Source organism: Sorangium sp. So ce385 (assembly GCF_051474135.1).
Taxonomy (GTDB): domain Bacteria; phylum Myxococcota_A; class Polyangia; order Polyangiales; family Polyangiaceae; genus Sorangium; species Sorangium cellulosum_D.
In genome coordinates this window covers 6,386,797-6,412,960 of record NZ_CP150337.1, presented here as the reverse complement: position 1 = coordinate 6,412,960, position 26,164 = coordinate 6,386,797, and the positions used below count along the sequence as shown (strand labels likewise).

Here is a 26,164-nt window from a genome sequence, read left to right as displayed (position 1 = left end):
CCGCCCCGGCCGCCCGCGCCGGCGGCCCGGCGCGCCGCCGTTGACGCCGCGGGCACCGGCACCACGACCTCCGCGTCGATGCCGTCGATCGACGTCATCGATCGACGTCATCGATCGACGTCATCGATCGCCGCAATTGCCAGCGCGCCGGCCGATCGAGCTCGCGCTCGACGAGGCCCACGGAGGAACCATGTCCATCGCCAGAGTGGGTGAGCCCGCCCCCGCGTTCACGCTCCCCGTGTTCGATCCCGCCGCCCCGAACCGCCACGATCTCACGGTCTCGCTGTCGGATCACAGCGGCCGGTGGCTCCTCTTCTTCTTCTATCCGATGGACTTCACCTTCGTCTGTCCGACCGAGATCCTCGCCCTGGCCGATCGGCGCGCCGACTTCGATCAGCTCGGCACGAGCCTCCTCGGCTGCTCGACCGACACGACCTACACCCATCGGGCCTGGGCGATGACGCCCCGCGAGCAGAACGGCATCGCGGGCGTGAACTACCCGATCGCCGCCGACCACGCGGGCGACGTGGCGCGCAGGTACGGCGTCCTCATCGAGGGCGTCCACGCGGCGCTGCGCGGGCTCTTCATCGTCGATCCCAAGGGCATCCTCCAGTACGCCGTGGTCCACTCGCTCAACATCGGCCGCTCGACCGACGAGACCCTCCGCGTGCTCGCGGCGCTCCAGACCGGCGGCCTGTGCCCGTCCGACTGGAAGCCGGGCAAGGACACGATCGAGATCTCGGCGGAGCAGCGCCGTGCTGCCTAGCGGCGCGCCGATGCCCTCGTTCGAGGGCGCGACCCGCTGGCTGCACGGCGAGCCCACGCCCGCCGCGCTCGAGGGCGCGCCGGTCGTCGTGCAGTTCTGGGCGGTGTCGTGCTCGCTCTGCAAGGACAACCTGCCCACCCTGCGCGCGTGGAAGGACAAATATGGGCCGCGCGGCGTCCGCTTCGTCTCGGTCCACATGCCTCGCCAGGAGTCCGACACGCGCGTCGATCGGGTGGAGGCCGCCGTGGCGGAGAGCGGCATGGACGAGCCGGTCGCCATCGACAACGCGCACGCGATCGGCGACCGCTTTGAGACGGGCGGCCTCTGGCCCGCCTACTTCCTGTTCGACGGCGAGGGGAAGCTGCGGGCGCGATCCGCGGGCGCCGCAGGGCTGTCGCACCTCGGGCGCGCGCTCGCGCAGCTCACGGGCGAGGAGGGCGGCTGAGCGACCCGGCCGGCCGCGCGGCGAGCGCCGGCCCGGCGCGGCCCGCGAGGTCGAGGGCGACCTGGCGCTCGATCCAGAGCAGCAGCGGGCAGAAGACGAGCGTGCAGGCGATCGCCAGCGCGGCCACGCCGCCCATGCCGTCGAGGCGCCCGTCCGGGAGCTCGCGGAGCATCCTGGCGGACACGAACGCGGCGAGCGCGGACGCGAGGTGCTGCACCGCCGACTGCATCGAGGCGAAGCGCGCCCGCTCCGAGGGGAGCGGCACCTTCGAGGCGAGCGTGCTGTACGAGATGTTGCAGATCGTCGTGCCGGTCATGAAGCCGACGAACACCGCGAGCACCGGCAGCCCCGGCACGTACGCGTGGAACCCGGCGTACAGGACGGCGACGAGCAGCGCCGCGCCGGAGAGGCTCGTGCGGAACGAGCCGAGCCGGTCGAGCAGCGGGCCCGCCGTGCGCATCACGACGAAGCTGAGCGCGCCGCCCGCGAGGTAGAGCAGGCCGAGCCGCTCGCGCGGGTAGCCGAGGTTGTTCTGCACGTAGGCCGAGATGTTCGGGATGATCAGGAACGACGCCATCATCAGGGCCGTGGTCGCCAGGTACGAGCGCACGACGAGCGGGCGGCCGAGCAGGGCGCGGAGCTCGCCGAGGGCGCTCCCCGGCGCCGCCGCGCCGCCGATGTGGCCGCGCATCGAGGGCAGCAGCGCGGTCGCGAGGCCCGCGACGAGGACCCCGAGCCCGGCGACCGCGAAGAAGGGCACCTGGAAGCCGCCGCGCCGCGCGAGCTCCAGCCCGGCCGGCACGCCGAGCACCGCGGCGAACGAGTAGGCGCCCATCACGACGCCCATGGCCTTGCCGCGCCGCTCGGGCGGGATGACGTCGGCGACGATCGACAGGGAGATCGCCGCCGCGGGCCCCCCGAAGGCGCCGGCGAGGACGCGCGCCGCGAGCAGGGTCGAGAGCCCGGTGGCGAGGCCGCCCGCCGCCGTGGCGACGACGAGGCCGAGCATCGCGACCGCGAGCGCGCGGCGCCGGTCGAACCGGTCGAGGAAGAACGCGCCGGCGACGCCCGAGAGCGCCGCGGCCGCGGTGTAGCTGCCGCCGACGAGGCCGAGATCCGACAGCGGGATGCCGAGCGCCGCGGCGAGGTCCGGCCCGAGCGGCATGACCATCATGACGTCGAGGAGGTTGACGAACTGGACCGCCGCGACGAGGAGCAGGATCGTCCGTTCGGAGCGCGCGCTAGCCATGATCGCCTCGCGCCCGGCCCCCGGCCGCCTCCCGTGCCGCGGCGGCGCCCCGGCCCCCGCGCGGTCGCTGGGCGGCGCTCATGACGCCAGCGTGGCCGCCGCGGGCGCGTCGCAGCCCGCGTCCAGCGCCGCCACGAACGCCTGCTGGTGCCCCTCGAGGGTGGCCCGATCGTAGAGCGACGGGTGCCCGTCGAGCGTGAAATGGATGTCGTCTCCCCAGCTGGAGAACGCGAAGGAGAGATCTTCCACCGGGCCGGAAGCGACGTTGGTCACGGTCGCCTGGAGCTCGGGGCCGAAGTCGAGCGGCGCGTTGAACGGGATGACGTTCACCTCGGGGCCGAACAGGCGCTTGTGATCCATGTCGCGCCAGAGGTGCAGGTAATGGTACCGCTGGTGGGCGCGCAGGCCGTCGAAGGCGCGCCGCGCGCGCTGCGCGAGCTCCGGGAGGGTGGCGCCCGGATCGACGCGGACCCGGACGGGGATCATGTTCATGGCCATGCACGGCACGTTGAGCGCGGCGCTGCCCATCCGCTGCATCACCGGGACGCCGAGGAGCACGTCGCGCTCCCCGGTCAGGCGCGCGTGGAACGCCGCCACCATGCCGAAGAGCAGGTTGGGCCAGCTGGTCTTGAGCTCGATCGCCCGCTTCTTGAGCTTCGCGCCGAGCCGCGCGGGCAGCGCGGTGCTCGCGCGGTTCCCCCGCAGGAGGCCCAGCTCCTCGAACAGCACCGGCGGCAGATCGAGCCCGTCGTAAACGCGCATGAGCGCCTCGCGGTCCCGCGCGACCTGCGCGGAGCCCTGGTAAGCGACGTCCTCGGCGATCACCGGGGCGAAGCCGGCGAACCGCGGGGAGAGCGGCCCGCCGCCCCCGAGCGCGCGGTAGTGCTCGGCGACCCGGCTCTTGCAGAGCTGGAAGCCGTAGCCGTCGAGGGTGATGTGGTGAGCGCGGAAGACCCAGAGGTGGTGATCGGGCGCGAGCCGGTAAATGGTCTGGTCGTAGAGCCGCCCCTCCTCGAGCGAAAAGGGCTCGTCGAGCCGCTCCAGGATCTCCCTGTCGGCCGCGCGCCGCGGGTCCTCCGCGCCGGTCAGATCGCGCAGCGCGATGGGGGGCTGCGCCGCCTCCCCGAGGCGCTGGCGGGGCTCGCCGTCCTGCTCGAAGAAGCGGATGTGCAGGGCCTCCGCCTCGCCCTGCATGGCGAGGAGCGCCTGCCTGAGCCGATCGAGGTCGAGCGGCCCGCGCAGCTCGACGCGCTCCGCCGTGTTGTTGACGGTGCTCTGCGGATCCCTCGTGTGGTCGAGCCACATGGCCGCTTGCGCTTGGGTGAGGGGGTGACTGACGCTCATGGATTCAGGACCTCAGGACGCGGCTTCCACGAAGCGCGCGTGGCTCGTCGTTGTCGTCTTCACTCCGCCTCCGCGCGCCGCCGCCCCTCGCGGGGGCAGCGCGCGGCCTGCGCGCTCGCACGAGGGCCCGAGACGGCGCGCATCGGGCGACCGGGCTGACCGACGTCGTCCCGCCGCCCCGGAGACCGGTCCCGGCGCGCTCGCCCGGAGCGGTGAACCGGCACGCGGTAATATGAAAGTGAAAGCTGCTTTCAATTAGCTAGAGGATCGGGTAGATCCCGTCAAGCGGATTCGCTCGGGCCGGCGCATGGGCCGATTTTCGCGGGATCGCGGTGCGCCGCCTGGGCGGGCCGCCCTCGGTGGGTGAGCCAGGCCTCCAGGTGCCGCTTCCGTTGCGGGCGATTTTTGATTGACCAACCGCCCAATTTCATGGTAGACGCTCGATTCGATCGAGTTGAAAGTTACTTTCATTATCATTTCTTGGATCGTCGTGGACGGGAAAGAGGGCCAGGGATGAACGACCTGACGCTGAAACGGGAGGCTCCGTCCGGCGGCCGGTGCGAGCGCTGCGGCGTCGCCGGCCATGGGGGGACCGACGCCGTGCGCTGCGACTGCGGCAGCATGCTCGCGCGGCACGTGGCCGGGGGCATCGAGCTGAAGTGCCGGCGATGCAAGCGCGTCGTGGTCATCCCGATCGCGCCGGCGGGGGACGACGCGACGGCCGAGACCGAGGTCGAGCTCTGACCCATGAACGCCCGCAGCAGCGCCGAGATGCGAGCGCCGATCGCGGCCGCGCGGGCGAGCGCCGGGTCGACCAGGAGGCGGAACGCCGAGGGCGGCGGCGCGGCGCACGGCCGTCCAGCGCGCCGGACGGCGGCGATGCGGCGCGCCGGGTTGGAGAGGGGATGATCGGCGGACGCGCCCCCCGCCGCGGCGGGACGTTCTGGATCCTGGCCGTGCTCCTCTGCGGCGCGCGCGCCGCCTCCGCGCAGGAGGCGCGGCCGCGCGACGAGGCGCCGCCGAGCGGGGAGGCGCGCGAGCGCGGCGCGGCGCCGGAGGGCGAGGCGGGGCGCGGGGCGCCGGGCGACGGCGCGGCGCTCGAGGCGCGCGCGCCCGAGCTCGTCGAGCCCGTGGAGGCCGCGTATCCGGAGGAGGCGCGCGCGGCGGGCCAGGAGGCGAGCGTCGTCCTGAAGCTGACGATCGACGCGGCGGGGCGCGTCACGCAGGCGGACGTCGCGTCGCCCGCAGGTCACGGGTTCGACGAGGCCGCGCAGGAGGCGGCGCTGCGCTTCCGCTTCCGGCCCGCCCTGCGAGGCGGCCGCAGCGTCGCGGCGCGCATCCTCTACCGCTACGACTTCCGGTTGCCCGCGCCGCCCGCCGCGGCGGCGCCGATCGCATCGCCGCCCGCGGCGGCGATGGAGGCGCCAGCGACATCCGCGGCAGCGACGCCCGCCACCGCGAGCGTGGCCGGGCGCGTCCTCTGGTCGGGTCCCGGCGCCGAGCCCGTGGCCGGCGTCGAGGTCGCGGTGGCGTCGCCGGACGGCGCCGCGCGCCAGGTCGCGCGCACCGACGAGCGCGGCCGCTTCCGCGTCGACGCGCTGGTGCCGGGCCCGTACGACGTCACCGCCGAGGCCGCGTTCGCGCAGCGGCTCCGCGTGCGCGTGGAGGCCGCCGCCGGGCGGGAGGCGGAGGCGACGCTGCGCCTCGCGCCGCTGGCCGCGGCCTCGCCGCTCGAGGTGAGCGTGCGCGGCGCCTCGGAGGCCGAGCGGCTGCGCCGATCCGCGGAGGCCGTGCGGGTCGTCGAGACCGCGCAGGCGCGGCGGCAGTCCGCGGATCTCGGCGAGGTGCTCGCCCGCTCCGAGGGCGTGAGCGTGCGCCGCGGCGGCGGGCTCGGCTCCGCCGCCCGCTTCTCGCTGAACGGCCTCACCGGCGACCAGATCCGCTTCTTCCTCGACGGCGTGCCGCTCGCGCTGGCGGGCTACTCGGCGGGGATCGCCAGCGTCCCGGTCAACCTCGTCGAGCGGGTCGAGATCTACCGCGGCGTCGTGCCCGTGCGCTTCGGCGCGGACGCGCTCGGCGGCGCGGTGAACCTCGTGACCGATCGCGAGACCCGCGGGACGGGCGGCTCGGCGTCCTACCAGGCCGGCTCCTTCGGCACGTACCGGCTGACCCTAAGCGCGCGCCACGCCGACGAGCCCAGCGGGCTGTTCGCGCGCGCGAGCGCGTTCGCCGACCACGCGCGGAACGACTACCCGATGCAGGACGTCGAGGTGGTGGCCCCGAACGGGCGCATGGTGCGCGCCGACGTCCGCCGCTTTCACGACCGCTACCGCGCGGCCGGCGGCTCGATCGAGGGCGGGTGGCTCCGGCGGCCCTGGGCCGATCGGCTGCTCCTGCGGGCCTTCTACACGGCGCACGACCGCGACGTGCAGCACAACCTGTACATGACGGTGCCCTATGGCGAGGTCACCTACGGCAGGCAGTCCGGCGGCGGTCACGTGCGGTATGCGCAGCCGCTCTCGAAGGGGCTCCGGCTCGACGCCGTGGCGGGGTATACGCTCGCGCGCACCGTCTTCCGCGATCTCGGGACGTGCCGTTACGACTGGCGAGGTCGCTGCGTGGCGAAGCTCCCGCAGCGCGGGGAGATGGGCCGCGCGGCCGACCAGGCCGTCCTCCAGCACACGGCGTTCGCCACCGTGAGCCTGGCCTACCGCGCCGCGCCGGATCACCTCCTGCGCTTCGGGGTGTCGCCGACCTACGCGACCCGCGCCGGGAAGAACAGCGCGATCCGCGACCGGTACGATCCGCTCACCGCGCGGCGGGGGGTGCTCGGCGGCGTGGCGGGCGTCGAGTACGAGGCGAAGGGGCTCGATGGCCGGCTCGCGAACATCGCCTTCCTCAAGGGCTATGCGCAGGTGATCGGGACCAAGGAGCTGCTCCCGAGCGGCGCCCTCCGCGATCTCGACCTGACGCGCCACCGGCTCGGGATCGGCGACAGCCTGCGCTTCCGCTTCACGGATGCGCTCTACGCGAAGGCCTCGTACGAGCTTGCCACCCGGCTGCCCAACGCGGAAGAGCTGTTCGGCGACGGCGGGGTCATCACCGACAGCCTGCACCTCGCGCCGGAGGTGAGCCACAACGTGAACGCCGGCGTGACCCTGGAGCGCGCGGAGACCGGCTTCGGGGAGCTCCGCTTCGACGTGAACGGCTTCGGCCGCTTCGCCGAGGATCTCATCCGGCTGGGCGGAGAGGCCAGCTACGCCAAATACGAGAACTTCCCGTCGGCCCGGTCCGTGGGCTTCGAGTCGGCGATCGGGTGGACGTCCCCGGGGGAGTGGCTGGCCCTCGACGGTCAGCTCACATGGCAGGACTTCCGCAACACGGCCGGCACAGGCCCGCTCGCCCGCTTCAAGGGCGAGCGCATGCTCAACCAGCCGTACCTGTTCGCCGACGCCTCCGCGCGCCTCACCTGGCCCGAGCCGTTCCACCCGCACGACGCGCTGTCGCTGACCTGGAGCACGCGTTACGTCGGCGAGTTCTTCCTCGGCTGGGAGAGCGCCGGGGACGAGAAGCACGCTTTCGAACCGCAGCTCCTGCACGCGCTCACGCTCGCCTACGCGGTGCAGCGCGGCGGACGCTCGGTGAGCGGCAGCCTCGAGGTCCACAACCTCACCGACGAAAAAGCCTTTGATTTCTATGGTGTACAGCGTCCAGGGCGAGCGGCTTACGCCAAGCTCGTCCTCGATCTGTGACCCCGTGATCGATCGAACCCAAGGAGAGTAGTTCATGTCGCGTTCTCTGCGTCAGCTCACGCCGTTCTTGTTCACCCTGATCGTCCCTTGCCTCGCCGCGTGCGGCGACGATGAGAGCGACGGCGTCGGCGGCAACGGGGGTGACAGCGGCACCGGGGGCGCGGGCGGCGCCACGGGGGAGGTCATCGCGCTCACGACGCAGGTGTTCGGGGTCGAGGCGGCCGACACGCTGAGCTATATCCTCCTGACCGATACGCTCGACAGCGATCAGCCGCTGTCGCTCGACAGCGGCATCGAGATCCTGGGGCGCGGCATCGGCGCGGGCCCCGACGGCGGGGGTGCCCTGTTCGTGGCGAGCGACGCCGCGCCGACCGTGACCCGTTACGACCTCGAGGCGAACGGCAGCCTGAAGAAGGGCGCCACGGTGAGCTTCCAGGGCCAGGGGCTCGCGAAGATCGACGAGTACGGGGGGCAGTTCCAGTTCGTGTCCGAGACCAAGGCGTACTTCTTCGACGGGTACACCGCCCAGGTGGTGATCTGGAATCCGAAGGAGATGACGGTCACCGGCGCCATCCCGCTCGACGCGCTCGTGCTCGGGGACGCGACGCTCACCTTCACCGCGGCGCCCCTGCGCGTGGACGGCGCGGTGATCTCCTTCGCCGGCTGGAGGAACGGGCCCGAGGTGCCGAGCCAGGCCGGGATCGTCGTCGTGGACACGGCGACGGACGAGGCGACCGTGGTCACCGACGATCGCTGCGGCTACGTGCGCGACGGCGCCGTCGGGCCCGACGGCAAGATCTACATGGCCACCGAGGCGTACGGCGCCGCGGTGCACCGGCTCAACCCCGACAGCGCGGCGGCGCCGTGCATGCTGCGGTTCGACCTCGAGGCCGGCGCGTTCGACCCCGACTTCCACGTCGAGCTCGGCTCGCTGTTCGACGGCGATGCGGCCGGCTCGCTGATCGTCGGCTCCGGCGGCGAGGCGTACCTGCGCGTGCTCGACGAGGGCGCGTTCGACATCAAGGAGGACACCCACCCGCGGGTGCTCGCGAGCGCCGCGGCGTGGCGGTGGGCCAGCGTCACCCTCGGCGACGCCCCGGAGGCCACGCTGCTCGACGCCGAGCCCACGAGCGGCAGCGTCGTGAGCGTGTCGCTCGGCGGCGAGAGCTTCGTGCTCCAGTTCCTCGGCCAGGACTCCACCACCTTCCGCGAGCTCGGCGGCAACGGCCCCGGCGAGGTGAGCCTGAGCGCGCCCGGCGTCGTGTTCTCGGCCGCGAAGCTGCGATGATGCTGGCGCCCGATCGCGAAGGTGCGACGAGCGACGGCCCTGCGCGGGAGCCCCGCGCCCCGCAGGGCCGCCGCCCGCGGCAGCGGTACGGCGCCGCCATGAAGGTCGTGCGGCGCGCGCACATGTACCTCGGGCTGCTCGTGTTTCCCTGGATCCTGCTGTTCGGGATCAGCGGCGTGCTGTTCAACCACCCGCAGATCGGGCGCGACTTCGAGCGGCGGTCGATCTCGGCCGAGCAGGTGTCGTCGCTCACCGGGTTCACGCCGTGGGATCCCGACGCCGTGGCGCGCAAGGTCGTCGAGCAGCTCAACGCCGGCTCGCCGTCCCGCTACACGCTCGACGCGTCGACCCCCGGCGCGTTCTCGGGCTGGCCCGAGCTCATCGGCTCGACCAGCGAGGGGGGGCGCACCATGGTGCTCATCCGCCTGGACGACGGCGCCGCGACGCTCTCCACGTTCCCGCCCGAGCCCGCGAAGCCCCCCGAGCCTCCCTTCGCCGGCGCGATCGTCGAGCTGCCCGAGCACCGGATGGCGGCCGTGGAGGCGCAGGTGAAGGATCTGCTGCCCAAGCTGGGCGTCGACGGCGCGGGGCCGCTGCGCGCCCACCCGAAGGTGAGCCCCGAGCTGCGCTTTCGCATGCGCGACGCGGACGGCCGCCTGTGGAACGTCACGTACGACCTCGGCGCGGGCCGCCTCGACGGGCGGCTCGACGGCGGCGCCGGACAGCCGCTCTTCGTGGAGCTGCTCGGGATGCTCCACAAGACACACCATTTCCCGGTGCACGGCGGCATGACCTGGATCTGGGCGCTGTTCGCGGACATCACCGGGATCACCCTGGTCCTCTGGGCGCTGACCGGCCTGGCGATGTGGTGGCAGATGAAGCCGTCCCGGGTCGTCGGCGCCGTCGCCGTCGCGGTCGCCATCGCCGTGGCCGCCGTGGTGATGAGCGGCACGGCGTCGGACATCGTGTTCGGCAAGGTCGAGAAGGGCGGCGCGTGAGGGCTAGAGCGTGAAGCTGGCTGAACAGCGCAGAACGTGAAACCGCCAAGACGCCAATGACGCCAAGAGGGGATTCGCCTCTCGGCGTCATTGGCATCTCGGCGGTTCGTTTTTCGCCGGATCGACGTGATCGGCGCGCTAGGCGCCGAGCGTGGCGCCGCCGTCGACGCAGAGGTCGTGCATCGTGATGTGCCGCGCCTGATCCGAGGCGAGGAACAGCACCGCCGCGGCGACGTCCTCGGCCTCGGCGATCCGGTTCAGCGGGATCCCCAGCTTGAACGCCTCCGGGGAGCCGGCGATGACCGCGCGCGCCCCGCGCCCGTCGGTCCAGAGCGCGCGCTGCATCGGCGTGTCCGTCGAGCCCGGGGAGACCACGTTGCACCGGATATTGTATCTCGCGAGCTCCAGGCCGAGGCACTTCGTGAACATGGTCGTGGCCGCCTTCGAGGCGGCATAAGCGGCCATGTGCACCCGCGGGGTCCGCGCGGCGTTGGACCCGACCGTCACGATCGACCCCGAAGCGCGCCCCGTCATGCGCCGCGCCACGGCCCGGCTCACGTTGACCACGCCCCGGGTGTTGACCGCGAAGGTCCGCTCCCAGTCGTCGTCGCTCAGCTCCAGGACCGGGCCGACGCGCAGGATGCCCGCCACGTTGACCAGGATGTCCAGCGGCCCGAGCTCCCGCTCGACCCGGTCCACGACGCGGTCGACGGCCTCGCCGTCCGACACGTCGGCCGGGAACGCCGCGGCGCGGCGGCCGCTCGCCGTCAGATCGGCGACCACGGCGGTGAGGCGCTCCCGGTTCGCGTCGAGCGCCGCCACGGCCGCGCCGCGCGCCGCGAGCGCCCGCGCGACGGCCTCGCCGATCCCCTGGGCGGCGCCCGTGACGAGCGCGACCTTGTGATTGAAGTCCATCTCCATCTCTCGCTCTCCGTCAGGTGGGGTCGAGCTCATCCATGAACCGGTGGCGCTCCTCGTGATACGCCTCCTCGGCGCGATCGGCCTTCCAGTACGGCACGGCGTACATCGCGTCGCGCCCGAGGCCGCGCTCGTTCCGCAGGTGGTCGCGGATCGCGCGGACCGACGACGCCTCGCCCGCGACCCAGGCGAAAGCCCGACCCGGCGGCCACTCGAGGGCGCGCACCGCGTCCTCCAGCTCGGGGCCGGGCGCGTGCCTTCCGCGGAGCGGTAACCAGGTCAGCGCGACGGCCGGCGGGCTGGCGATCGGCTGCACGTCGGCCTCGTCCGGGACCGCGATGAAGGCGTGTCCGCGCGCCGTGGCCGGCAGGGCCTCCAGCAGCGCGCCGATCGCCGGCAGCGCGGCGAGATCGCCGGCCAGGAGGTACCAGTCGGCGGGCCCCAGCATCGGATCCGGGCCGCTGGGCCCGGCGACGCCGATCCGGCCGCCCGGCTCGACCCGGCGGGCCCAGCGCGACGCGGGGCCGTCGTCCCCGTGCAGCACGAAGTCGACGTCCAGCTCGCCCGCCCGCGCGTCGTACCGACGCACCGAGTACGTGCGCGTGATCGGCCGCCGCGGCGCGGGAGGCCAGACCGGGCCGTCCGGGCCGAGCGTGGGCAGCTCCGGCGCCGATTGGCCGTCCCGCGGGAGGAACACCTTGATGTGCGCGCCGCCGGAGCCCGCGGGGAACCCCGCGAGCGCCTCGCCGCCGAGGGTGATCCGCCGCAGATGAGGCGTGATCGAGGTCGCGCGCAGCACCTCGAGGAGACGCGGCGGCGTGCGCGCCGCCGCCGCTTGCGGGGGAGTCGCGGTGTGGCTCATGGTGAGTCCGGGCTCGTCGACGCGCGGTGACGCGGGCGTCAGCCGGCGGCCTCCTGGCTGCGCGCCTCTCCGCCCTGCCGGTGGGCTTGCCGGGCCTCGCGCGGCAGCCGGGTCGACAGGAGCTCCCACCACTGCGCCAGCGTCTCCAGCTCGCCGAGCTCCACGAACGTGACGTCGATCCCCGCGGCGCGCCACCGCTCGACGAGGGTCATGAGGCGGATGGAGTCGAGCCCCAGGTCGAGCACGTGCTCGCGATCCGAGAGCGCCGAGGCGGGCTGATCGAGGATCTCGGCGACGTCGCCGCGCAGGCGATCGAGCCAGCTCGCCCGGCCCTGCGCCCGCCCGAGCGGCGCCGCCTCGCGCGGCGCGGCGCCCGCGTCGTCCCGGGGCGCGAGCGCGGCCACGACGGCGCTGGTCGGCAGCGCGACGCCGCACCGCTGCGCCACGTAGGCGATGGCCATCTCGTGCTGCGCCCGGGAGAAGTCGGCGGTCGCGTCGGTCACGAAGAACGGCTGGATGTCGTTCATGAACGCCTCGCACGCGGTCATCAGGCACCCGATATGGGCGTAGATCCCGCACACGATCAGCTGATCGCGCCCCCACCGGCGCAGGAGGTCGAGGAGCTCGGTGCGCTGGAAGGCGCTGTAACGCCACTTGGTGAGGACCGTATCGGCGCTCCCCGGCGCGAGATCGCTGACGATCGCCTCCTTGTGCGGGTGCTGCGTCAGCCCGGGCCCCCAGAGATCGAGCAGCAGGCCGCGCTGCGCCTTCGTCTGCTCGGCGGGCTGCTTCGTGTAGACGACCGGGATCCCGCTCGCCGCGCACCGCTCGCGGAGCAGGCGGGTGTTGGCGAGCAGCTCGACGACCGGCGACGCCTTGGCGTCGTAGTAGCCGAGAAAGTAGTCCTGCATGTCGTGGATCAGGAGGACCGCGCGCCTCGGATCCGGCCGCCAGGGCACCCGGCTCTCCGGGAGCTCGTCGACGCGTGGCATGGAATAGGTCTGGATGCTGGGGATGGCCATGGTTGTTCCTCTCTCACGTGGTCACAGCGTTTCATCTCGGCGGCTCGAGCGACGCGCCGTCGCCCCGCCGCCCCGGCCCGCGCCGCGCCTCAGCGCGCGGCGCCCTGCGCGAGCCGATCGGCGATCCACTTGCGGAGCGCCTTCTTGTCCACCTTGCCGACGCTCGTCGTCGGGAGCGCCTCGAGCCACTCGATGCGATCGGGCACCTTGTACGGGGCGACGCCGCGCTCGCGCAGGAAGGCGTTGATCTCGCGCGCGGCCGGCGGCTGCCCGCGGGGCACGAGGAACGCGCACGACCGCTCGCCGAGCCGCTCGTCCGGCATGGCCACGAGCGCCGCGTCGCGCACCGCCGGGTGGGCGAGGACGTGGTTCTCGACCTCCTCGGCCGCGATCTTCTCGCCGCCGCGGTTGATCTGGTCCTTGGCGCGGCCCTCGACGACCAGGTAGCCCGACGGCGTGCGTCGCACGAGATCGCCCGTCCGGTAGAAGCCGTCGCGCGTGAACGCCTTCGCGTTGTGCGCGTCGGCCTTGTAATAGCCGCGGATCGTGTAAGGCCCGCGCGTGAGCAGGTGACCGACCTGCCCGTCCTCGACGTCGCGGTCCTCGTCGTCCACGACGCGGACCTCGTCGTGGGGCGAGATGGGCCGGCCCTGGGTCTCGCTCGTGATCTCCTCGGGATCGTCGAGGCGGGTATAGTTGACCAGGCCCTCGGCCATCCCGAACACCTGTTGCAGGGCGCAGCCCAGCGTCGGCCGGACCCGGCGCGCCACCTCCGCGGCGAGCTTGGCGCCGCCCACCTGGAGCACCTTCAAGCTCGACAGGTCGTGCCGTGTGGTCCGGGCCGACTCCAGCCACAGCGCGGCGAGCGGCGGCACGAGCGCGGTGATCGTGACCTTCTCCCGCTCGATCCACGGGAACGCCTCGTCCGGGCTGGGACGGCGGCTGAGCACCACGCGGCCGCCGGCGCAGAGCGCGCCGAGGCTCCCCGGCGAGCTCAGGGTGAAGTTGTGCGCGGCGGGCAGGACGGCCAGGTACACGCTGCCCGCGTCGAGCGCGCAGATCTCCGCGCTGGCCCGCACGCTGTAGAGATAATCGTCGTGCGTCCGCGGGATCAGCTTGGGCACTCCGGTGCTCCCGCCGGACAGCTGGAAGAAGGCCACGTCGCCCGCCGCGGGGCTCGGCAGCTCCACGGGCTCGGCGTACACGCCCTCGAGCGCGGTGTGCTCGCCGGGCTGGCCGGCCACGAGGACGTGCTTCACGGTCTTCACGTCCCGCCGGACCTGACTCGCCAGCTCCCGGTAATCGAACCCGCCGTCCCGGTCGGCGATGACGTAGGCGACCGCCTCCGTGTGCTCGCAGAAATACGTGATCTCGGCGCGCCGGTGGGCGGGCAGGGCCAGGACGGGGAGGGCGCCGAGGCGGAACAGCGCAAAGCACACCTCGAAGAACTCCACGATGTTCGGGAGCTGGACCACCACGCGATCCCGCGGCTGGATCCCGAGGCGCAGGAGGCCCGCGGCGAGGCGGTCGGCGCGCCGATCGAGCTCGCTGTAGCTCAGCCGGCGGTCGTCGCCGACGAGGGCGATCCGATCCGGGTGCTGCGCGGCCCGCGCGCGGAGCAGGTCCCCGAACGTCTCGCCGCGCCAGTAGCCTTCGCGCCGGTAGAGCTCGGCCACCTCGGGCGGCCAAGGGGTCCAGCCGGAGAGCGCCTGTCGGCTTTCCTCGGTGGGCATCACCCGATCTCCGGCGCCTGGTCGAGGCCGAGCGCGTTCAGCATCGTGCGGAGCTTGGCGGACGTCTCGTCGAGCTCGCGCTGGCCTTCGGAGCCGACGACGATCCCGGCCCCGGCGTAGAGCCGGAGCGCCCGCCCGGCGACGTCGGCGCAGCGGATGACGACGGCCCACTCGCCGTCTCCGTCGGCGTCGCACCAGCCCACGAGGCCCGTGAAGAACCCGCGATCGAAGGGCTCGAGCGCCTCGATGGCCGCGCGGGCGCGCTCGGTGGGGTATCCGCACACCGCGGGGGTCGGGTGCAGCGCGGCGGCGAGCCTCATCGAGGAGATCGAGCGATCGCGGAGCTCGCCCGTGAGCCGGCTGGACAGGTGCCACAGGTTCGCCGTCTGCGTGAGCGACGGCTCCTCGGGAACGCTCAGGTGCTTGCAGAACGGCCGGAGCGCGGCGGCGACGGCGTCGACCACGATCGCGTGCTCGTGCCGGTCCTTCTCGGACGCGAGCAGGGCGATGGCGCGCCGCCGGTCCTCGTCCGGATCCGGGCTGCGGATCGCGGAGCCGGCCAGCGGGTTGGCGACCACGCGGAGCCCGGATCGGGACAGGAGCAGCTCGGGGCTCGCGCCGATCAGCGTCCGCGGCCGCGAGCTCGGGCCGCGCTCCGCGCCGGACAGGCCCGCGATCGGATCGGTGAGGTTGGCGGCGAAGGTGTAGCCGCTCCGGTTCTGCTGCGAGAGGCGCTGCAGGACGGCGCGGAGGTCGACCGCCTCGCGCAACGTCATCTCCAGCATCCTGGAGAGGACCACCTTGCTCAGCGCCTCGTTGCGCATCAGGCCCACGGCCAGCTCGACGCCGCGCACGTAGTCGCGGGGCTCGGGGACCTTCCGCAGCGTCTGGAGGGAGGCCTGCGGCTGGGGTCTGAGCGCGTCGGCCGCGGAGCTCAGCGGCCCGGCGCTCTGGATCGTCTTCGGCACGATGAGGTGCGCGGGCGAGGTGCTGTTGAACGGCACCGCGCCGACCGCCATGGGGACGCCGTGGCCGGCCCGCCCCTGCGCCGCGAGCACCCGGGTGATGCGGTCCGAGAGGCGCTCGCCGCGGTCGGTGCCGATCGTCTCGAGGATCATGTCGTGCACGCCCTGCGCGAGGAGGGTGCGTGTCGGCGACGCGAAGAAGAACGCTGACTCGGGGGTGTATTGCTTGAGGATCTGCCCGGCGTTCGACAAGGGATGAGCGACGGCAGCCGGCATCGAGATGGAATTCATCGAACACTCCTTGAAAGGTGTGGAATCGGGGGGCGCCCGCGGCGCGGCGCTCGGGCCGGAGCGCGGCCACGTCACCGCGCGGCGGCGGCCGCTCTTGCGGCGCTAGCGCGCGGGGGCGCGGTGGTCCGCGCGGCCCGCGCGCCCGGGACACGGCGCGCCGCGCGTCTCATGGCACCGAGCTGCGGGGCGCTGGACCATCGAGGCGAGCGCGGCGGGGGCGCGCCGGCTCCTCGAGGCGAGCGCGGCGGGGGCGCGCCGCTGGCCCATCGACCGGCTCAGGGCCGCGCTGCCGGCGCCGTCACGCCGCCTGGCGCCGTGGAGGCGCGGCCGCAGAGGCTCCGCCGCCGCGCGCAGGCGCGCGTCCAGAGGCCGGCACGCGCGCTCCGCCCGCGAGGGCGTCGAGGCGCGGAGTCGGCCCGAACGTCGAAATGGGCACGTCGTCACATCCAGCTCCGATGGGCTTCGAGAGCCGCGTGGGCTCGGTTCATCGGGCTCTGGACGTGAAGTCGCGGGCCGCTCGTGGGTACTGATAAGGAAAATCAGTTTCAAGTTATTGATGCCACGTTCAATAAGAACTGTCAAGGTTTCCCGGTGCACACCCGTGGCCCCCTCGCGCGCGGCCTACGCGTGGCCTGACGGGCTGTGCAGCGGGCGTCGAGGTAGCGTCCAGGTCACCGGGGCGAGCGCAGCGCCATCGGCGTCAGCGGACGTGTCTTGGATGTGTGCGTGATTACTGAAGACCGGACATGCCGGCATAGGGATGGGGAGCGGCCGGCTTTCGCTGCTTGCGACCGTGGGCCGCTCCTCCGCGTCCCGGCGCTCGTGCCCCGAGGCGCCGAGCCATCCGGGGCCGAAGCGTCTCATGCAGAGGACGGAGCTCGCCTTTCGCAGCGACCGCGAGGGGGCGCTCGGCCTCGATCTGCTCTGCGTCAGAAGGAGGCGTCGAGGACGACTTCCCCGGAGACGCCGACCTGATAGGCCGAGACGCGGCGCTCGAAGAAATTCGTGACCTCCTGGACGTCCTGCAGATCCATGAAGGACAGCGGGTTCTTCGCCCCGTAGCGCCTCGGCATGCCGAGCGTGACGAGCCGCTGGTCCGCGCAGAACTCGAGGTAGCCGCGCACGTCGCGCGCCGACAGGCCCGCGACGCCGGCGCCGAGCAGGTCCTCCGCGAACTGGGCCTCGCAGTCGATCGCCTCATCCATCATATCGACGATCGACCGCGAGAGGCCGGCGTCGAAGAGCTCGGGCTCCTCGCGCCGCACCGCGCTCACCACCTCGAAGGCGAAGCGCATGTGCGCGCTCTCGTCGCGGAAGACCCAGCTCGTCCCCGCGGCGAGCCCGTGCAGCAGGCCGCGCGAGCGCAGGAAGTACACGTACGCGAACGCGCCGAAGAAGAAGAGCCCCTCGACGCACGCGGCGAAGCAGACGAGGTTCAGGAGGAACCGCCGCCGCTCCGCGCGCGACTCCAGTCGATCCAGGGACTGCACAGCGTCGATCCAGCGCATGCAGAAGTCGGCCTTCTTCCGGATGGACGGGATGCTCTCGACGGCGGCGAAGGCGCGGTGGCGCTCCTCCGGATCGGGGATGTACGTGTCGAGGAGCGTCAGGTAGAACTGGACGTGCAGCGCCTCTTCATAGAGCTGCCGCGACAGGTACATCCGCGCCTCGGGGGCGTTGATGTGCCTGTACAGGTTGAGCACGAGGTTGTTCGCCACGATGGAGTCTCCCGTGGCGAAGAACGCGACGAGGCGCTGCACGAGGTGGCGCTCGGCGCCGGTCATCCGCTTCAGGTCGCCCACGTCCGTGGAGAAGTCGACCTCCTCGACCGTCCACGTGTTCTTGATGGCGGCGCGGTACATGTCGAAGAAGGCCGGATACGCCATCGGGCGCAGCGTGAGGCAGAGGCCCGGATCGAGCAGGCGCGCGGGGCGGCTCACGCGGCTCACTGGCACGCCTCGCAGGCCTCGGGGTTCTCGAGCGCGCACGCCACGTCCGCGGCCGCCTTCGCCGGCGCCGGCGCAGGCGTGAGGTCCGTCGCCGCGTCCACGGTGGCCTTGGCGATGCGCGTCGCGGGGCGCGAGCGCAGGTAATAGGTCGTCTTGAGCCCCTTCTTCCATGCGTGGAAGTACATGCTCGAGAGCTGGCCGATGGTGGGGTTCTCGACGAACAGGTTCAGCGACTGGCTCTGATCGATGAAGGCGCCGCGCTCCGCGGCCATGTCGATGAGCGAGCGCATCGGGATCTCCCACGCCGTCCGGTACACGGCGCGGACCTCCTCGGGCAGCTCGTCGAGCCCCTGGACCGAGCCCTCGGCGAGCTTGAGCCTGGCGCGCACCGCGTCGTTCCAGGCGCCGCGCCGCTTGAGCTCCGCGACGAGATAGCGGTTCACCTGCAGGAAGTCCCCGGACAGCGTCTCGCGCTTGAAGAGGTTCGACACCTGCGGCTCGATGCACTCGTAGCAGCCTGCGATCGAGGCGATCGTGGCGGTCGGCGCGATCGCGACGAGCAGCGAGTTCCGCAGCCCCTCGGCGCGGATGCGGGCGCGGAGCGCGTCCCAGCGCGCCGCGTCCTCCGGCACCACGCCCCACGCGTCGAGCTGGAGCTCCCCGCGCGCCGCGCGCGTCTCGTCGAACGCCGGGTGGCGCCCCTTCTCGGCGGCGAGGTCCGCCGACGTCGAGAGCGCGTGATAATACACCTCCTCGGAGATCCGCCTCGAGAGCTCCCGCGCGGCGCCGGCGTCGAAGGGCAAGCGCATCTGGAAGAACACGTCTTGCAAGCCCATGAGCCCGAGCCCCACGGGCCGCCAGCGGAGGTTCGAGCGCCGCGTGGAATCGATGGGATAGTGGTTGAGGTCGATGACGCGGTCGAGCTGTCGGACCGCCGTCCGCACCGTGCGGGCGAGCTTGTCGAAATCGAACGCGACGGCGCCGTCCCCGCGCGCGGCCGTGTGGCGCGCGAGGTTGATCGAGCCGAGATTGCAGACGGCCGTCTCCTCCTTCGAGGTCACCTCGACGATCTCGGTGCAGAGGTTCGAGAGGTGCACGATCCGGCCCGGCAGGGCCGTCTGGTTGCAGGCGCGGTTCGCCTTGTCCTTGAACGTCATCCAGCCGTTGCCCGTCTGCGCGAGCGTCCGCATCATCCGCGCGTAGAGCTCGCGCGCCTTCATCGTCTTCTTGGCGAGGCCCGCCCCCTCCGCCTCGGCATAACGGCGCTCGAACTCGTCGCCGTAGAGATCGGGCAGATCGCGCACGTCCTTGGGGTCGAACAGGCTCCATTCGCCGTCCGCCTCGACCCGCTTCATGAACAGGTCCGGGACCCAGCTCGCGAGGTTCAGGTTGTGTGTGCGCGCGGCCTCGTCTCCCGTGTTGTCGCGCAGCGCGAGGAACTCCTCGACGTCGGCGTGCCACGGCTCGAGGTAGACGCAGCAGGCTCCCTTGCGCTTGCCGCCCTGGTTCACGGCCGCGACCGACGCGTCGAGCGTCTTGAGCCACGGCACGATGCCGCTCGAGTGCCCATTGGTGCTCTCGATGAGCGAGCCGCGCGACCTCACGCGGTGGTACGCCAGCCCGATGCCGCCGGAGAACTTCGAGAGCAGCGCGACGTCGGTGTAGCGCTGGTAGATGGTCTCGAGGTGGTCCTCGGGCGAGTCGAGCAAAAAGCAGCTCGAGAGCTGCTCGTGGCTCGTCCCCGCGTTGAACAGCGTGGGGGAGCTCGGGAGGTAGTCGAGCGACGAGAAGAGCCGGTGAAGCTCGATGGCCTGCGCCGCCGTCTCGGACAGCGCGCACGCGATGCGCAGGAAGAACTGCTGCGGCGTCTCGATGACGACGCGCGCCTCGGGGTGCTTGAGGAGGTAGCGATCATAGAGGGTCCGCAGCCCGAAATATTCGAGCTCGTGATCGCGCCCCGGCTCGATCGCGTCGTTCAGCTTGCGGGCGTTCTGCGCCACGAACCCGTGGAGCCGCTCGTTGATGAGGCCGAGCCGCCGCCCGACGGCCACGGACTGCGAGAAGGCGTGGATCTCCTGGTTGCGGACCTCCTTGTCGATATAGGTGGCGAGCAGGCGCGCCGCGAGCTTCGCGTACTGGGGCTCCTCCGCGATGAGCGACGCCGCCGTCTGGATGGAGAGCTTGTCGAGCTCCCGCGTCGTGGCGCCGTCGTAGAGGCCGCTGATGGTCTTTGTCGCGACGCGGAGCGCGTCCACGTCGGGCAGCGCCGCGCAGCAGCGGCTCACGGCCCGGACGATCTTGTTGACGTCGACGGGCTCGCTCGACCCGTCGCGCTTCGTCACCCGCATCGTCGTGTGCGGGAGCGTCTCCTCCGCGCCTCCGCCCCTCGCGCTCCGCGCCCGCAACGGCGCCGCGCCGTCGCCCGTCGTCACCGTGTCGCTCAGCATGGCAATCCTCCTCGTCGAGCTTCGTTCGGAGCGGTCCCGGACCGCTCGCGTCGAGATCGCGAGAGCGAAGAAGCCAGCCGATGCGCACGGATGCGCCGGGCCCTCCTGGAGAGCCCTCGGACCGACCGCTCGCCCCCGCGGGCGAAAGGAAGACAACGCGGGAGGGGGTCGGAACCGAAACGAGCGCGAGAGTCGGCGCCAGCTCGGACCTCCCCGCCTCCCTCGAGGCTTCCAGGTCAAACCGGCGCGGGATGTCTCCCCGACGCAGGATGTTGGCAGGTCTTCGGGCTCGCGAGCGCTCCGGCTCTCGCCGGCTTCCTACGGTCCACCGCTTCCCAGCCAGGAGGCCAGTGCTCGTCGTGGAGATCGTTCTCGCTTACCGCTGCGGGGCAGCCCCGGATTCACACCGGGTTCCCTTTTGAGCCCCGGGCCGAAGCCAAGGGCACCAACACGTGGCACTACATATTGCGGTGCGATGCGCAGGTCAAGCGAGATATTGTGGTCGGGGCCGGGCGAGGCGAGCGACGACGGGCTCTCAGCGAAGGTGTGCTCACGCGTCGCGCGCCCGGAGCTCGTCGTCGAGGCGCTCGTCATATTCATCGCGATCGGCCGCCGCGACGGCGCCGCTCGGCGGGGCTGGCTGCGCGGCGCCGCGCCTCCACGAGCGCAGCAGGGCGAAGACCCCGAGAAACGTCACCGCGATGCCCAGCATCAATGCCAGCGCGACCTTGCCGAGGACGCCGGACGAAGGCGCCGCGCGGAGGCGGTCGCCATAACGCGCGACGAGGTCCTGCTCGATGGCGTCGGCGGCCTCGCCCCGGTGGAGACGCGCGCGGATCTCGCGACGAAGATCGCTCGCCACCGGGGATTCGTGCACATCGAGCGTCTGATTCCAGCAACAAGGCGCGAGCAGACGCGCCGCGAGCGCCTTTTCGCCGGGCGCGGGGGCCGCGTCGACGAGCTCGGTCGCGGCCTCGCCGGGCGTCGCCGGCTCGGCCCTGCCGCTGAGCGCGACGCCCGCGATGACGGCGGCCAGCGCCGCCGCGCGGCGCCAGCGCGAGCTCCGCAGGAGCCGGAGACGCGATGTCGAGCTCGCCTCGCGTGCCCCGCGCGCCGAACGGGCCGGCTCATTCGCCGATTTGCAGTGCGCTCGATCGATCATGGCAAGACAGGCTAGCGCCGCTGGCCGCCAGGGCTCTGCGACACGATGTCGCGCGCGTCGCGGCGCATCCCGGGCAGGCGCGGTGTGCGGCCCGAGGAGCGGGTTCGGAGAGGCGCAGTCGCCTGTGCTGCGCGTCACGCCGGCGCGGGCGGCTGGCGGCGCCTCCGGCGGCGGGTCACAAACGGGGGCCCATGCCGCTCAGCCATGCGCTCCTCGCGGATCCGGTCGACGACCTCATCGCGCTCCTGCGCGGCAAGCGCTTCGTGGCGCTGACCGGGGCGGGGTGCAGCACCGAGTCCGGCATCCCGGACTACCGCGGCCCCGAGACGCGGCGCCGGGCGCGCAACCCGATCCAGGGGCGGGAGTTCTCGCGCTCGGCCGAGATCCGGCAGCGGTACTGGGCGCGCGCCGTGATCGGGTGGGAGCGGTTCTCGCGGGCCGAGCCCAACCCGGCGCACCGCGCCCTCGCGCGGCTCGAGCAGGATGGGCTGCTCGAGGGCCTCATCACGCAGAACGTCGACGGCCTCCACCAGGCCGCCGGCAGCCGCCGCGTCATCGAGCTGCACGGGACGCTCGCCGAGGTCGCGTGCCTCGAGTGCGGCGCGATGGAGCCGCGCGCCGCCCTCCAGGAGCGGCTCCTCGCGCGGAACCCCGGCTGGCTGCGGCTCGCGGCCGACGTCGCCCCCGACGGCGACGCCGACCTGCCCGCCGAGCACGTGGCCGGCTTCCAGACGCCCCCCTGCCTGCGCTGCGACGGGCCGCTCAAGCCGCGCGTCGTCTTCTTCGGCGAGAACGTGGCGCGGCCGGTCGTCGACGCGGCGTTCGCGCTCGTCGACGCGGCGGAGGCGCTCCTCGTGGTGGGCTCCTCGCTGGCGGTCTTCTCGGGGTACCGCTTCGTGCTGCGCGCCGCGCAGCGGGGCATCCCGGTCGCGATGGTCAACCTCGGGTCCGCGCGCGGCGAGGAGCTCGGCGCGCTGAAGGTCGAGGGCCGGGCGGGCGAGGTGCTGCCGCGCCTCGCCGAGGCGCTGGCCGGCGCGCCGCGGCCGGGGTGAGGGCGCGGCGCAGGGCCGGGGCGCGCCGCGGCCGGGGTGAGGGCGCGGCGCGGGGCCGGGCGCGCCGCGCCGGACGTCAGCCGCGCCGGTACATCACGTCGGTGCGGAGCACGTACTTGCGCCCCCGCGTCACGGCGGCGCCCCGGTGGAGCCACCGGTGCTCGAACACGAGCGCCATCCCGCGCTGCGGGACGATGCTCTGGCCGCCCCAGAAGTCGGTCGTGCCGCCCTCGAAGTCGTCGTTCAGGTAGACCATCGCGGTGAACAGGCTCCGCTCGATCTCCGACCGCGGGAACGACCCGTCACCGTGCCAGTTGAAGTACTCGCCCTCGGCGTACCGGTAGTAGCGGAAGCGCTCGTTCAGCCCGACCGCGCGGAGGGCGCCCCAGGTCGGCGGGGTCCACGGCGCGAGCCGCTCCCAGAGGCGCGCCGCGAGCGCCGGATCGTCCAGCATGACGCGGCCGTTGTTGCGCACCTCGAGGTTGATGACGCTGCCGCCCCCGATCGGCGCCTGCGCGAAGCCGTGCGCCTCGGCGCGCGCGATGAAGCCGTCGCACTCCTCGGGGGACAGGAGGTTCGTCACGGTGAAGATGCGGAGGTCGTCGGTATAGGTGCTCCGCTGGGCGGGTCGTTCGGTGTGCATCGTGCTCATGCGTGGACCATGCGTCCCGGCGGACCGGATCCGGAAGGGCGGGACCGGGCAGGACCGGGCAGGACCGGGCAGCGCGGTGGACAGGACGGCGCGGCATCGCCGATGATCGAGGGCGCGCAGCGATGGCACAGCTCCCCAGGGCGGGCCGAGGCGCGGAGCCCGCGGTCCATTTCAACCACGCGCTCCTGCTGCGGGCGCGGCTCGAGCTCGACCTGACGCAGGAGCAGGTCGCCGCGTCGATCGGCGTCGACGTGCGGACGTACCGCCGCTACGAGTCGGGCGCGGTCAACGACCCGCGGCTCGGCTTCTCGGTCCGGAGCCCGTCCCGGCGGCGCATCCTCGAGCGGCTCGGCGCCGAGCTCGGCCTCGCGGAGGCGGACCTGCTCGTCGGCGAGGCGGGGGGAGCGCCGGCGGCCGAGGGCGCGGCGGCGAGCGGGGCGGGAGAGGCACCCGCCGGGGCCGGGGAGGCGCCCGCCGGGGCCGGGGAGGCGCCCGCCGGGGCCGGGGAGGCGGCCGCCGGGGTGGAGGCGCCCGCCAGGGCCGGGGAGGCGGCCGCCGGGGTGGAGGCGCCCGCCAGGGCCGGGCAGGCGCCCTCCGGCGCCGCCGAGGCGCAGGCGCCCTCCGGCGCCGCCGCGGCGCAGGCGCCGCCCGTCGCGCCCGCCGCGGCGCAGGCGCCGCCCGTCGCGCCCGCCGCGCCGCAGGGCGCCGCCCCGGCGTGGCGCCCCCTGCACGCGCACACGCTCCAGCGGGCCCGGCACTTCGTCGGGCGCGGCGAGATCCTCGGCCGGCTCGCCGCGTGGGCCGCCGCCTCGCCGCCCTCGCCCCCGGTGATCGCGCTCCTCGGCGTCGGCGGCGCGGGCAAGACCTCCATCGCCGAGCGCCTCCTCCAGGGGCTCGGCGACGCCCCGCGCCCCGGCGGGGTGCTCGTCTGGAGCTTCTACGACGACCCCAGGACCGAGGCGTTCCTCGACCAGGCGGCGGCGTACTTCGCGCCGGGCGCCGGCGCGGCGGCGCCGCGGGCCCCGGCGGCGCCCGGCGAGCAGCTCGCGCGCCTCAAGGAAGCGCTGGGGCAAGGCCCGCCGCACCTGCTCGTGCTCGACGGCCTCGAGACCGTGCAGGCCGAGGGGGGCGCCGGCCGCGCGCACGGCGAGCTCCACGACGCGCTCCTCCGCCGGCTGCTCTGCGCGATCGCCGCGGGGCTCGGCGGCGCGCGCGCGCTCGTCACGTCGCGCTTCGAGCTCGCGGACCTCGCCGCCTGGGCCGACGGCGGGCTCGCGACGATCCGGCCGGAGCCGCTCGGCGAGCGCGACGCCGCGTCGCTCCTGCGCCGCTGGGGGATCCGCGGCGACGGCGAGGCCCTCCGCGCGCTGTTCGAGCAGACCGGCGGCCACGCGCTCTCGGTCGCCGTCGTCGGCTCCTACGTGGGCGCGTTCCTCGGCGGCGACGCGGCCCGGCTCTCCGCGGCGGGCGCGGCGCACCTCGCCGAGGCCGAGCGCGACGACGTCCTCGCCCGCCGCCTGAGCTCGGTGCTTTCGGCCTACGCGCGCGCGCTGCCCCCGGGCGAGCGGGACCTGCTCGCGCGCCTCTCGGTGTTCCCGGGCGGCGCGGGCGAGGCGGCGCTGCTCCAGCTGATCCGCGCCGGCGGCGAGATCGCGGGCGCCATGGCGGGGTGGGGCGCCGCGGAGCTCGCCCGCGGGCTCGCGCGGCTCGAGCGGCTGGGGCTCGTGTTCGCGGCGCGGCAGGGCGAGCTCTGCACCTCGACGCACCCGTTCGTGCGGCAGCACTTCAAGTCGCTGCTCGGCGTGCCGCCGGATCGCATCCACGCCGCGGGGAGCGCCGCGCCGCCGCCGCGCCTCGACGAGGCGCCGCGCCGGGCGCCGCGGGAGCGCCGGGCGGTCGACGCGTACGAGGCGATCGTCGCCGAGCTGCTCGGCGCCGGGCGCGCGGGCGAGGCCTACGAGATCTACGCGTTCGGCCTCGGCGGCTTCGCGCACCTCGGGCTCCAGCTCGGCGACATGGCCCGCGGCGCCCGCATCCTGCGCGCGTTCGCCGGCGGCGACGACCCGCGCGGCATGCCGGCCTCGCTGCCCGCGCGCGTGCGCGCGTCGCTCGCGTACGACGCGGGCCTCTACGCGGGCGCGCTCGGCGATCTCGCGTTCGCCTGCGCCTGCTACGCGGCGCACAACGAGATCGCCGGGGCGCTCGCCGATCCCGCGCCGCTCGCGACCGGCCTGCGCACGCTGGCGTACACGGAGCGGCTGCGGGGTCGCCTGACCGAGGCGCGCCGCCTGCTCGAGCGCGCGTCGGAGGTCGATCGGCGCGGCGCGACGAGCGGCGTGCGCGCCGCGGACAGCGGCCAGGCCGTGCGCATCGCGGCGCTGCTCGCCGCCGTGCTGCACGACCTCGGCGAGGTCGACGCGGCGGGCGAGCATTTCGCGAGGGTCCGGGAGCTGGGCGACGCGCCGGTGGCGCGCCGCGCGCTCTGGGAGGCGGAGCACGACCTCGCGCTGGGGCGCCGTGGCAGGGCGCGCGAGGCCACGGAGCGGAACATCGCCGAGTGCCGGCGGCGGGGCTGGGAGGGCCACGTGGCGCACGGCCACACGCTGCTCGGCCTCGCGCTGCTGGACGGCGGCGAAGGCGAAGGCGGCGTCGCGCAGGCGGAGGCGCACCTCGTCGAGGCGCGGCGCTGGGCCTCGGCGACGGGCGAGGTGGAGGTCGCGCTGCGGTGCCACGAGCTCGCGGCGCGGCTCGCGCTCGCGGCCGGGCGGCCCGACGAGGGCGCGCGGCAGGCGCTGGAGGGGCTGCACGTGGCGGAGACGTGCGGGTTCGGCCCGTTCCGCGCGCGGCTCGCCGTGGTCGCCGCGCGGTGCGCGCTGGCCCGCGGCGCGGGGGAGGCGGCGTCCGCGGCGGCGCTCGCCGGCGCGGCGGTGGCGTGGGCGGGCGAGGACGCGTGGGCGAGGGCGGACGCGCTGCACTGGGCGGGCGTGGCGCGCGCGGCGGCGGCGCGCGGCGTGGCGCGCGCGGCGGCGGCGCGCGGCGTGGCGCGCGCGGCGGCGGCGCGCGGCGGGGAGCTCGCGCGCGGGCGGGAGCTGCTGGCTGAGGCGGCGGCGCTGCGGGAGCGCCTGCGCCACCCGGAGGCGGGGGCGTCGCGGGCGGCGCTGGCGCAGCTCGGGTGAGGGGAGGGCGCGCGTTGCGTGCCGCGCGAGAGCGCGGCCGCGCGCGGGCGAACGGGCGCGCGGATCCGTGCTCTTCCCCGTTTCGTGGTCGGA

At 73.9% G+C, this 26,164-nt stretch carries 19 protein-coding genes and 1 riboswitch; of the genes, 8 read left to right on the top strand and 11 right to left on the bottom strand.

The features are described from left to right. Nucleotides 1-190: 190 nt before the first annotated feature. Both WME83_RS23400 and WME83_RS23395 read left to right on the top strand, forming a co-directional pair. Nucleotides 191-766, top strand: coding sequence for a peroxiredoxin (locus WME83_RS23400; protein WP_437321498.1), 576 nt, complete (start codon nt 191-193; stop codon nt 764-766). Then, on the top strand, nt 756-1,211 hold the full coding sequence (locus WME83_RS23395; protein WP_437321497.1) for a TlpA family protein disulfide reductase: 456 nt from the start codon (nt 756-758) through the stop codon (nt 1,209-1,211). Before WME83_RS23400 ends, WME83_RS23395 begins: the two co-directional genes overlap by 11 nt. Here WME83_RS23395 and WME83_RS23390 read toward each other — a convergent pair. Continuing rightward, nucleotides 1,189-2,460, bottom strand: coding sequence for an MFS transporter (locus WME83_RS23390; protein ID WP_437321496.1), 1,272 nt, complete (start codon nt 2,458-2,460; stop codon nt 1,189-1,191). The genes WME83_RS23395 and WME83_RS23390 overlap by 23 nt on opposite strands. Nucleotides 2,461-2,538: 78 nt before the next feature. Beyond that, nucleotides 2,539-3,804, bottom strand: coding sequence for a condensation domain-containing protein (locus WME83_RS23385; RefSeq protein WP_437321495.1), 1,266 nt, complete (start codon nt 3,802-3,804; stop codon nt 2,539-2,541). 513 nt (nt 3,805-4,317) lie between these two features. Here WME83_RS23385 and WME83_RS23380 point away from each other — a divergent pair. From WME83_RS23380 to WME83_RS23365, 4 genes are all read left to right on the top strand, one after another. Next, nucleotides 4,318-4,548, top strand: coding sequence for a hypothetical protein (locus tag WME83_RS23380; RefSeq protein WP_437321494.1), 231 nt, complete (start codon nt 4,318-4,320; stop codon nt 4,546-4,548). Between the two features lie 161 nt (nt 4,549-4,709). Then, complete coding sequence (mxcH, locus tag WME83_RS23375) at nt 4,710-7,556, top strand: TonB-dependent siderophore myxochelin receptor MxcH (protein ID WP_437321493.1); 2,847 nt, start codon at nt 4,710-4,712, stop codon at nt 7,554-7,556. Between the two features lie 34 nt (nt 7,557-7,590). Continuing rightward, nucleotides 7,591-8,844, top strand: coding sequence for a hypothetical protein (locus WME83_RS23370; RefSeq protein WP_437321492.1), 1,254 nt, complete (start codon nt 7,591-7,593; stop codon nt 8,842-8,844). After that, nucleotides 8,841-9,842, top strand: a complete 1,002-nt coding sequence (locus WME83_RS23365; RefSeq protein ID WP_437321491.1) for a PepSY domain-containing protein — start codon at nt 8,841-8,843, stop codon at nt 9,840-9,842. The genes WME83_RS23370 and WME83_RS23365 overlap by 4 nt, the downstream gene beginning before the upstream one ends. Nucleotides 9,843-9,980: 138 nt before the next feature. Here the strand turns inward: WME83_RS23365 and WME83_RS23360 are convergent, their stop codons facing one another. From WME83_RS23360 to WME83_RS23325, 8 genes are all read right to left on the bottom strand, one after another. Beyond that, on the bottom strand, nt 9,981-10,757 hold the full coding sequence (locus WME83_RS23360; RefSeq protein WP_437322031.1) for a 2,3-dihydro-2,3-dihydroxybenzoate dehydrogenase: 777 nt from the start codon (nt 10,755-10,757) through the stop codon (nt 9,981-9,983). 19 nt (nt 10,758-10,776) lie between these two features. Continuing rightward, complete coding sequence (locus WME83_RS23355; RefSeq protein ID WP_437321490.1) at nt 10,777-11,622, bottom strand: siderophore-interacting protein; 846 nt, start codon at nt 11,620-11,622, stop codon at nt 10,777-10,779. Nucleotides 11,623-11,660: 38 nt separating this feature from the next. Beyond that, complete coding sequence (locus WME83_RS23350; RefSeq protein WP_437321489.1) at nt 11,661-12,644, bottom strand: isochorismatase family protein; 984 nt, start codon at nt 12,642-12,644, stop codon at nt 11,661-11,663. A gap of 89 nt (nt 12,645-12,733) precedes the next feature. After that, nucleotides 12,734-14,377 (bottom strand): (2,3-dihydroxybenzoyl)adenylate synthase, encoded by a 1,644-nt coding sequence (locus WME83_RS23345; RefSeq protein WP_437321488.1) that lies wholly within the window; start codon nt 14,375-14,377, stop codon nt 12,734-12,736. Further along, nucleotides 14,377-15,633 (bottom strand): isochorismate synthase DhbC, encoded by a 1,257-nt coding sequence (dhbC, locus tag WME83_RS23340; RefSeq protein WP_437321487.1) that lies wholly within the window; start codon nt 15,631-15,633, stop codon nt 14,377-14,379. The genes WME83_RS23345 and dhbC overlap by 1 nt, the downstream gene beginning before the upstream one ends. Before the next feature lie 929 nt (nt 15,634-16,562). Beyond that, nucleotides 16,563-17,519 carry a ribonucleotide-diphosphate reductase subunit beta gene (locus WME83_RS23335; protein WP_437322030.1) on the bottom strand — a complete coding sequence of 319 codons (957 nt, stop codon included), beginning with the start codon at nt 17,517-17,519 and terminating at the stop codon, nt 16,563-16,565. A gap of 59 nt (nt 17,520-17,578) precedes the next feature. Continuing rightward, nucleotides 17,579-20,029, bottom strand: a complete 2,451-nt coding sequence (locus WME83_RS23330) for a ribonucleoside-diphosphate reductase subunit alpha (RefSeq protein ID WP_437321486.1) — start codon at nt 20,027-20,029, stop codon at nt 17,579-17,581. Between the two features lie 257 nt (nt 20,030-20,286). Next, a riboswitch (cobalamin riboswitch) is annotated at nt 20,287-20,494 on the bottom strand. 85 nt (nt 20,495-20,579) lie between these two features. Continuing rightward, nucleotides 20,580-21,191, bottom strand: a complete 612-nt coding sequence (locus WME83_RS23325; RefSeq protein ID WP_437321485.1) for a cytochrome c-type biogenesis protein — start codon at nt 21,189-21,191, stop codon at nt 20,580-20,582. Nucleotides 21,192-21,382: 191 nt separating this feature from the next. Here WME83_RS23325 and WME83_RS23320 point away from each other — a divergent pair, with 191 nt between their 5' ends. After that, entirely contained in the window at nt 21,383-22,243 is an 861-nt protein-coding gene (locus WME83_RS23320; RefSeq protein ID WP_437321484.1) for an NAD-dependent protein deacetylase, read from the top strand. Nucleotides 22,244-22,319: 76 nt separating this feature from the next. Here the strand turns inward: WME83_RS23320 and WME83_RS23315 are convergent, their stop codons facing one another. After that, nucleotides 22,320-22,895 carry a 2OG-Fe(II) oxygenase gene (locus tag WME83_RS23315; RefSeq protein ID WP_437321483.1) on the bottom strand — a complete coding sequence of 192 codons (576 nt, stop codon included), beginning with the start codon at nt 22,893-22,895 and terminating at the stop codon, nt 22,320-22,322. Nucleotides 22,896-23,017: 122 nt separating this feature from the next. Between WME83_RS23315 and WME83_RS23310 the strand changes: the two genes are divergently transcribed. After that, nucleotides 23,018-26,071 carry a helix-turn-helix domain-containing protein gene (locus WME83_RS23310; protein ID WP_437321482.1) on the top strand — a complete coding sequence of 1,018 codons (3,054 nt, stop codon included), beginning with the start codon at nt 23,018-23,020 and terminating at the stop codon, nt 26,069-26,071. Nucleotides 26,072-26,164: the final 93 nt, after the last annotated feature.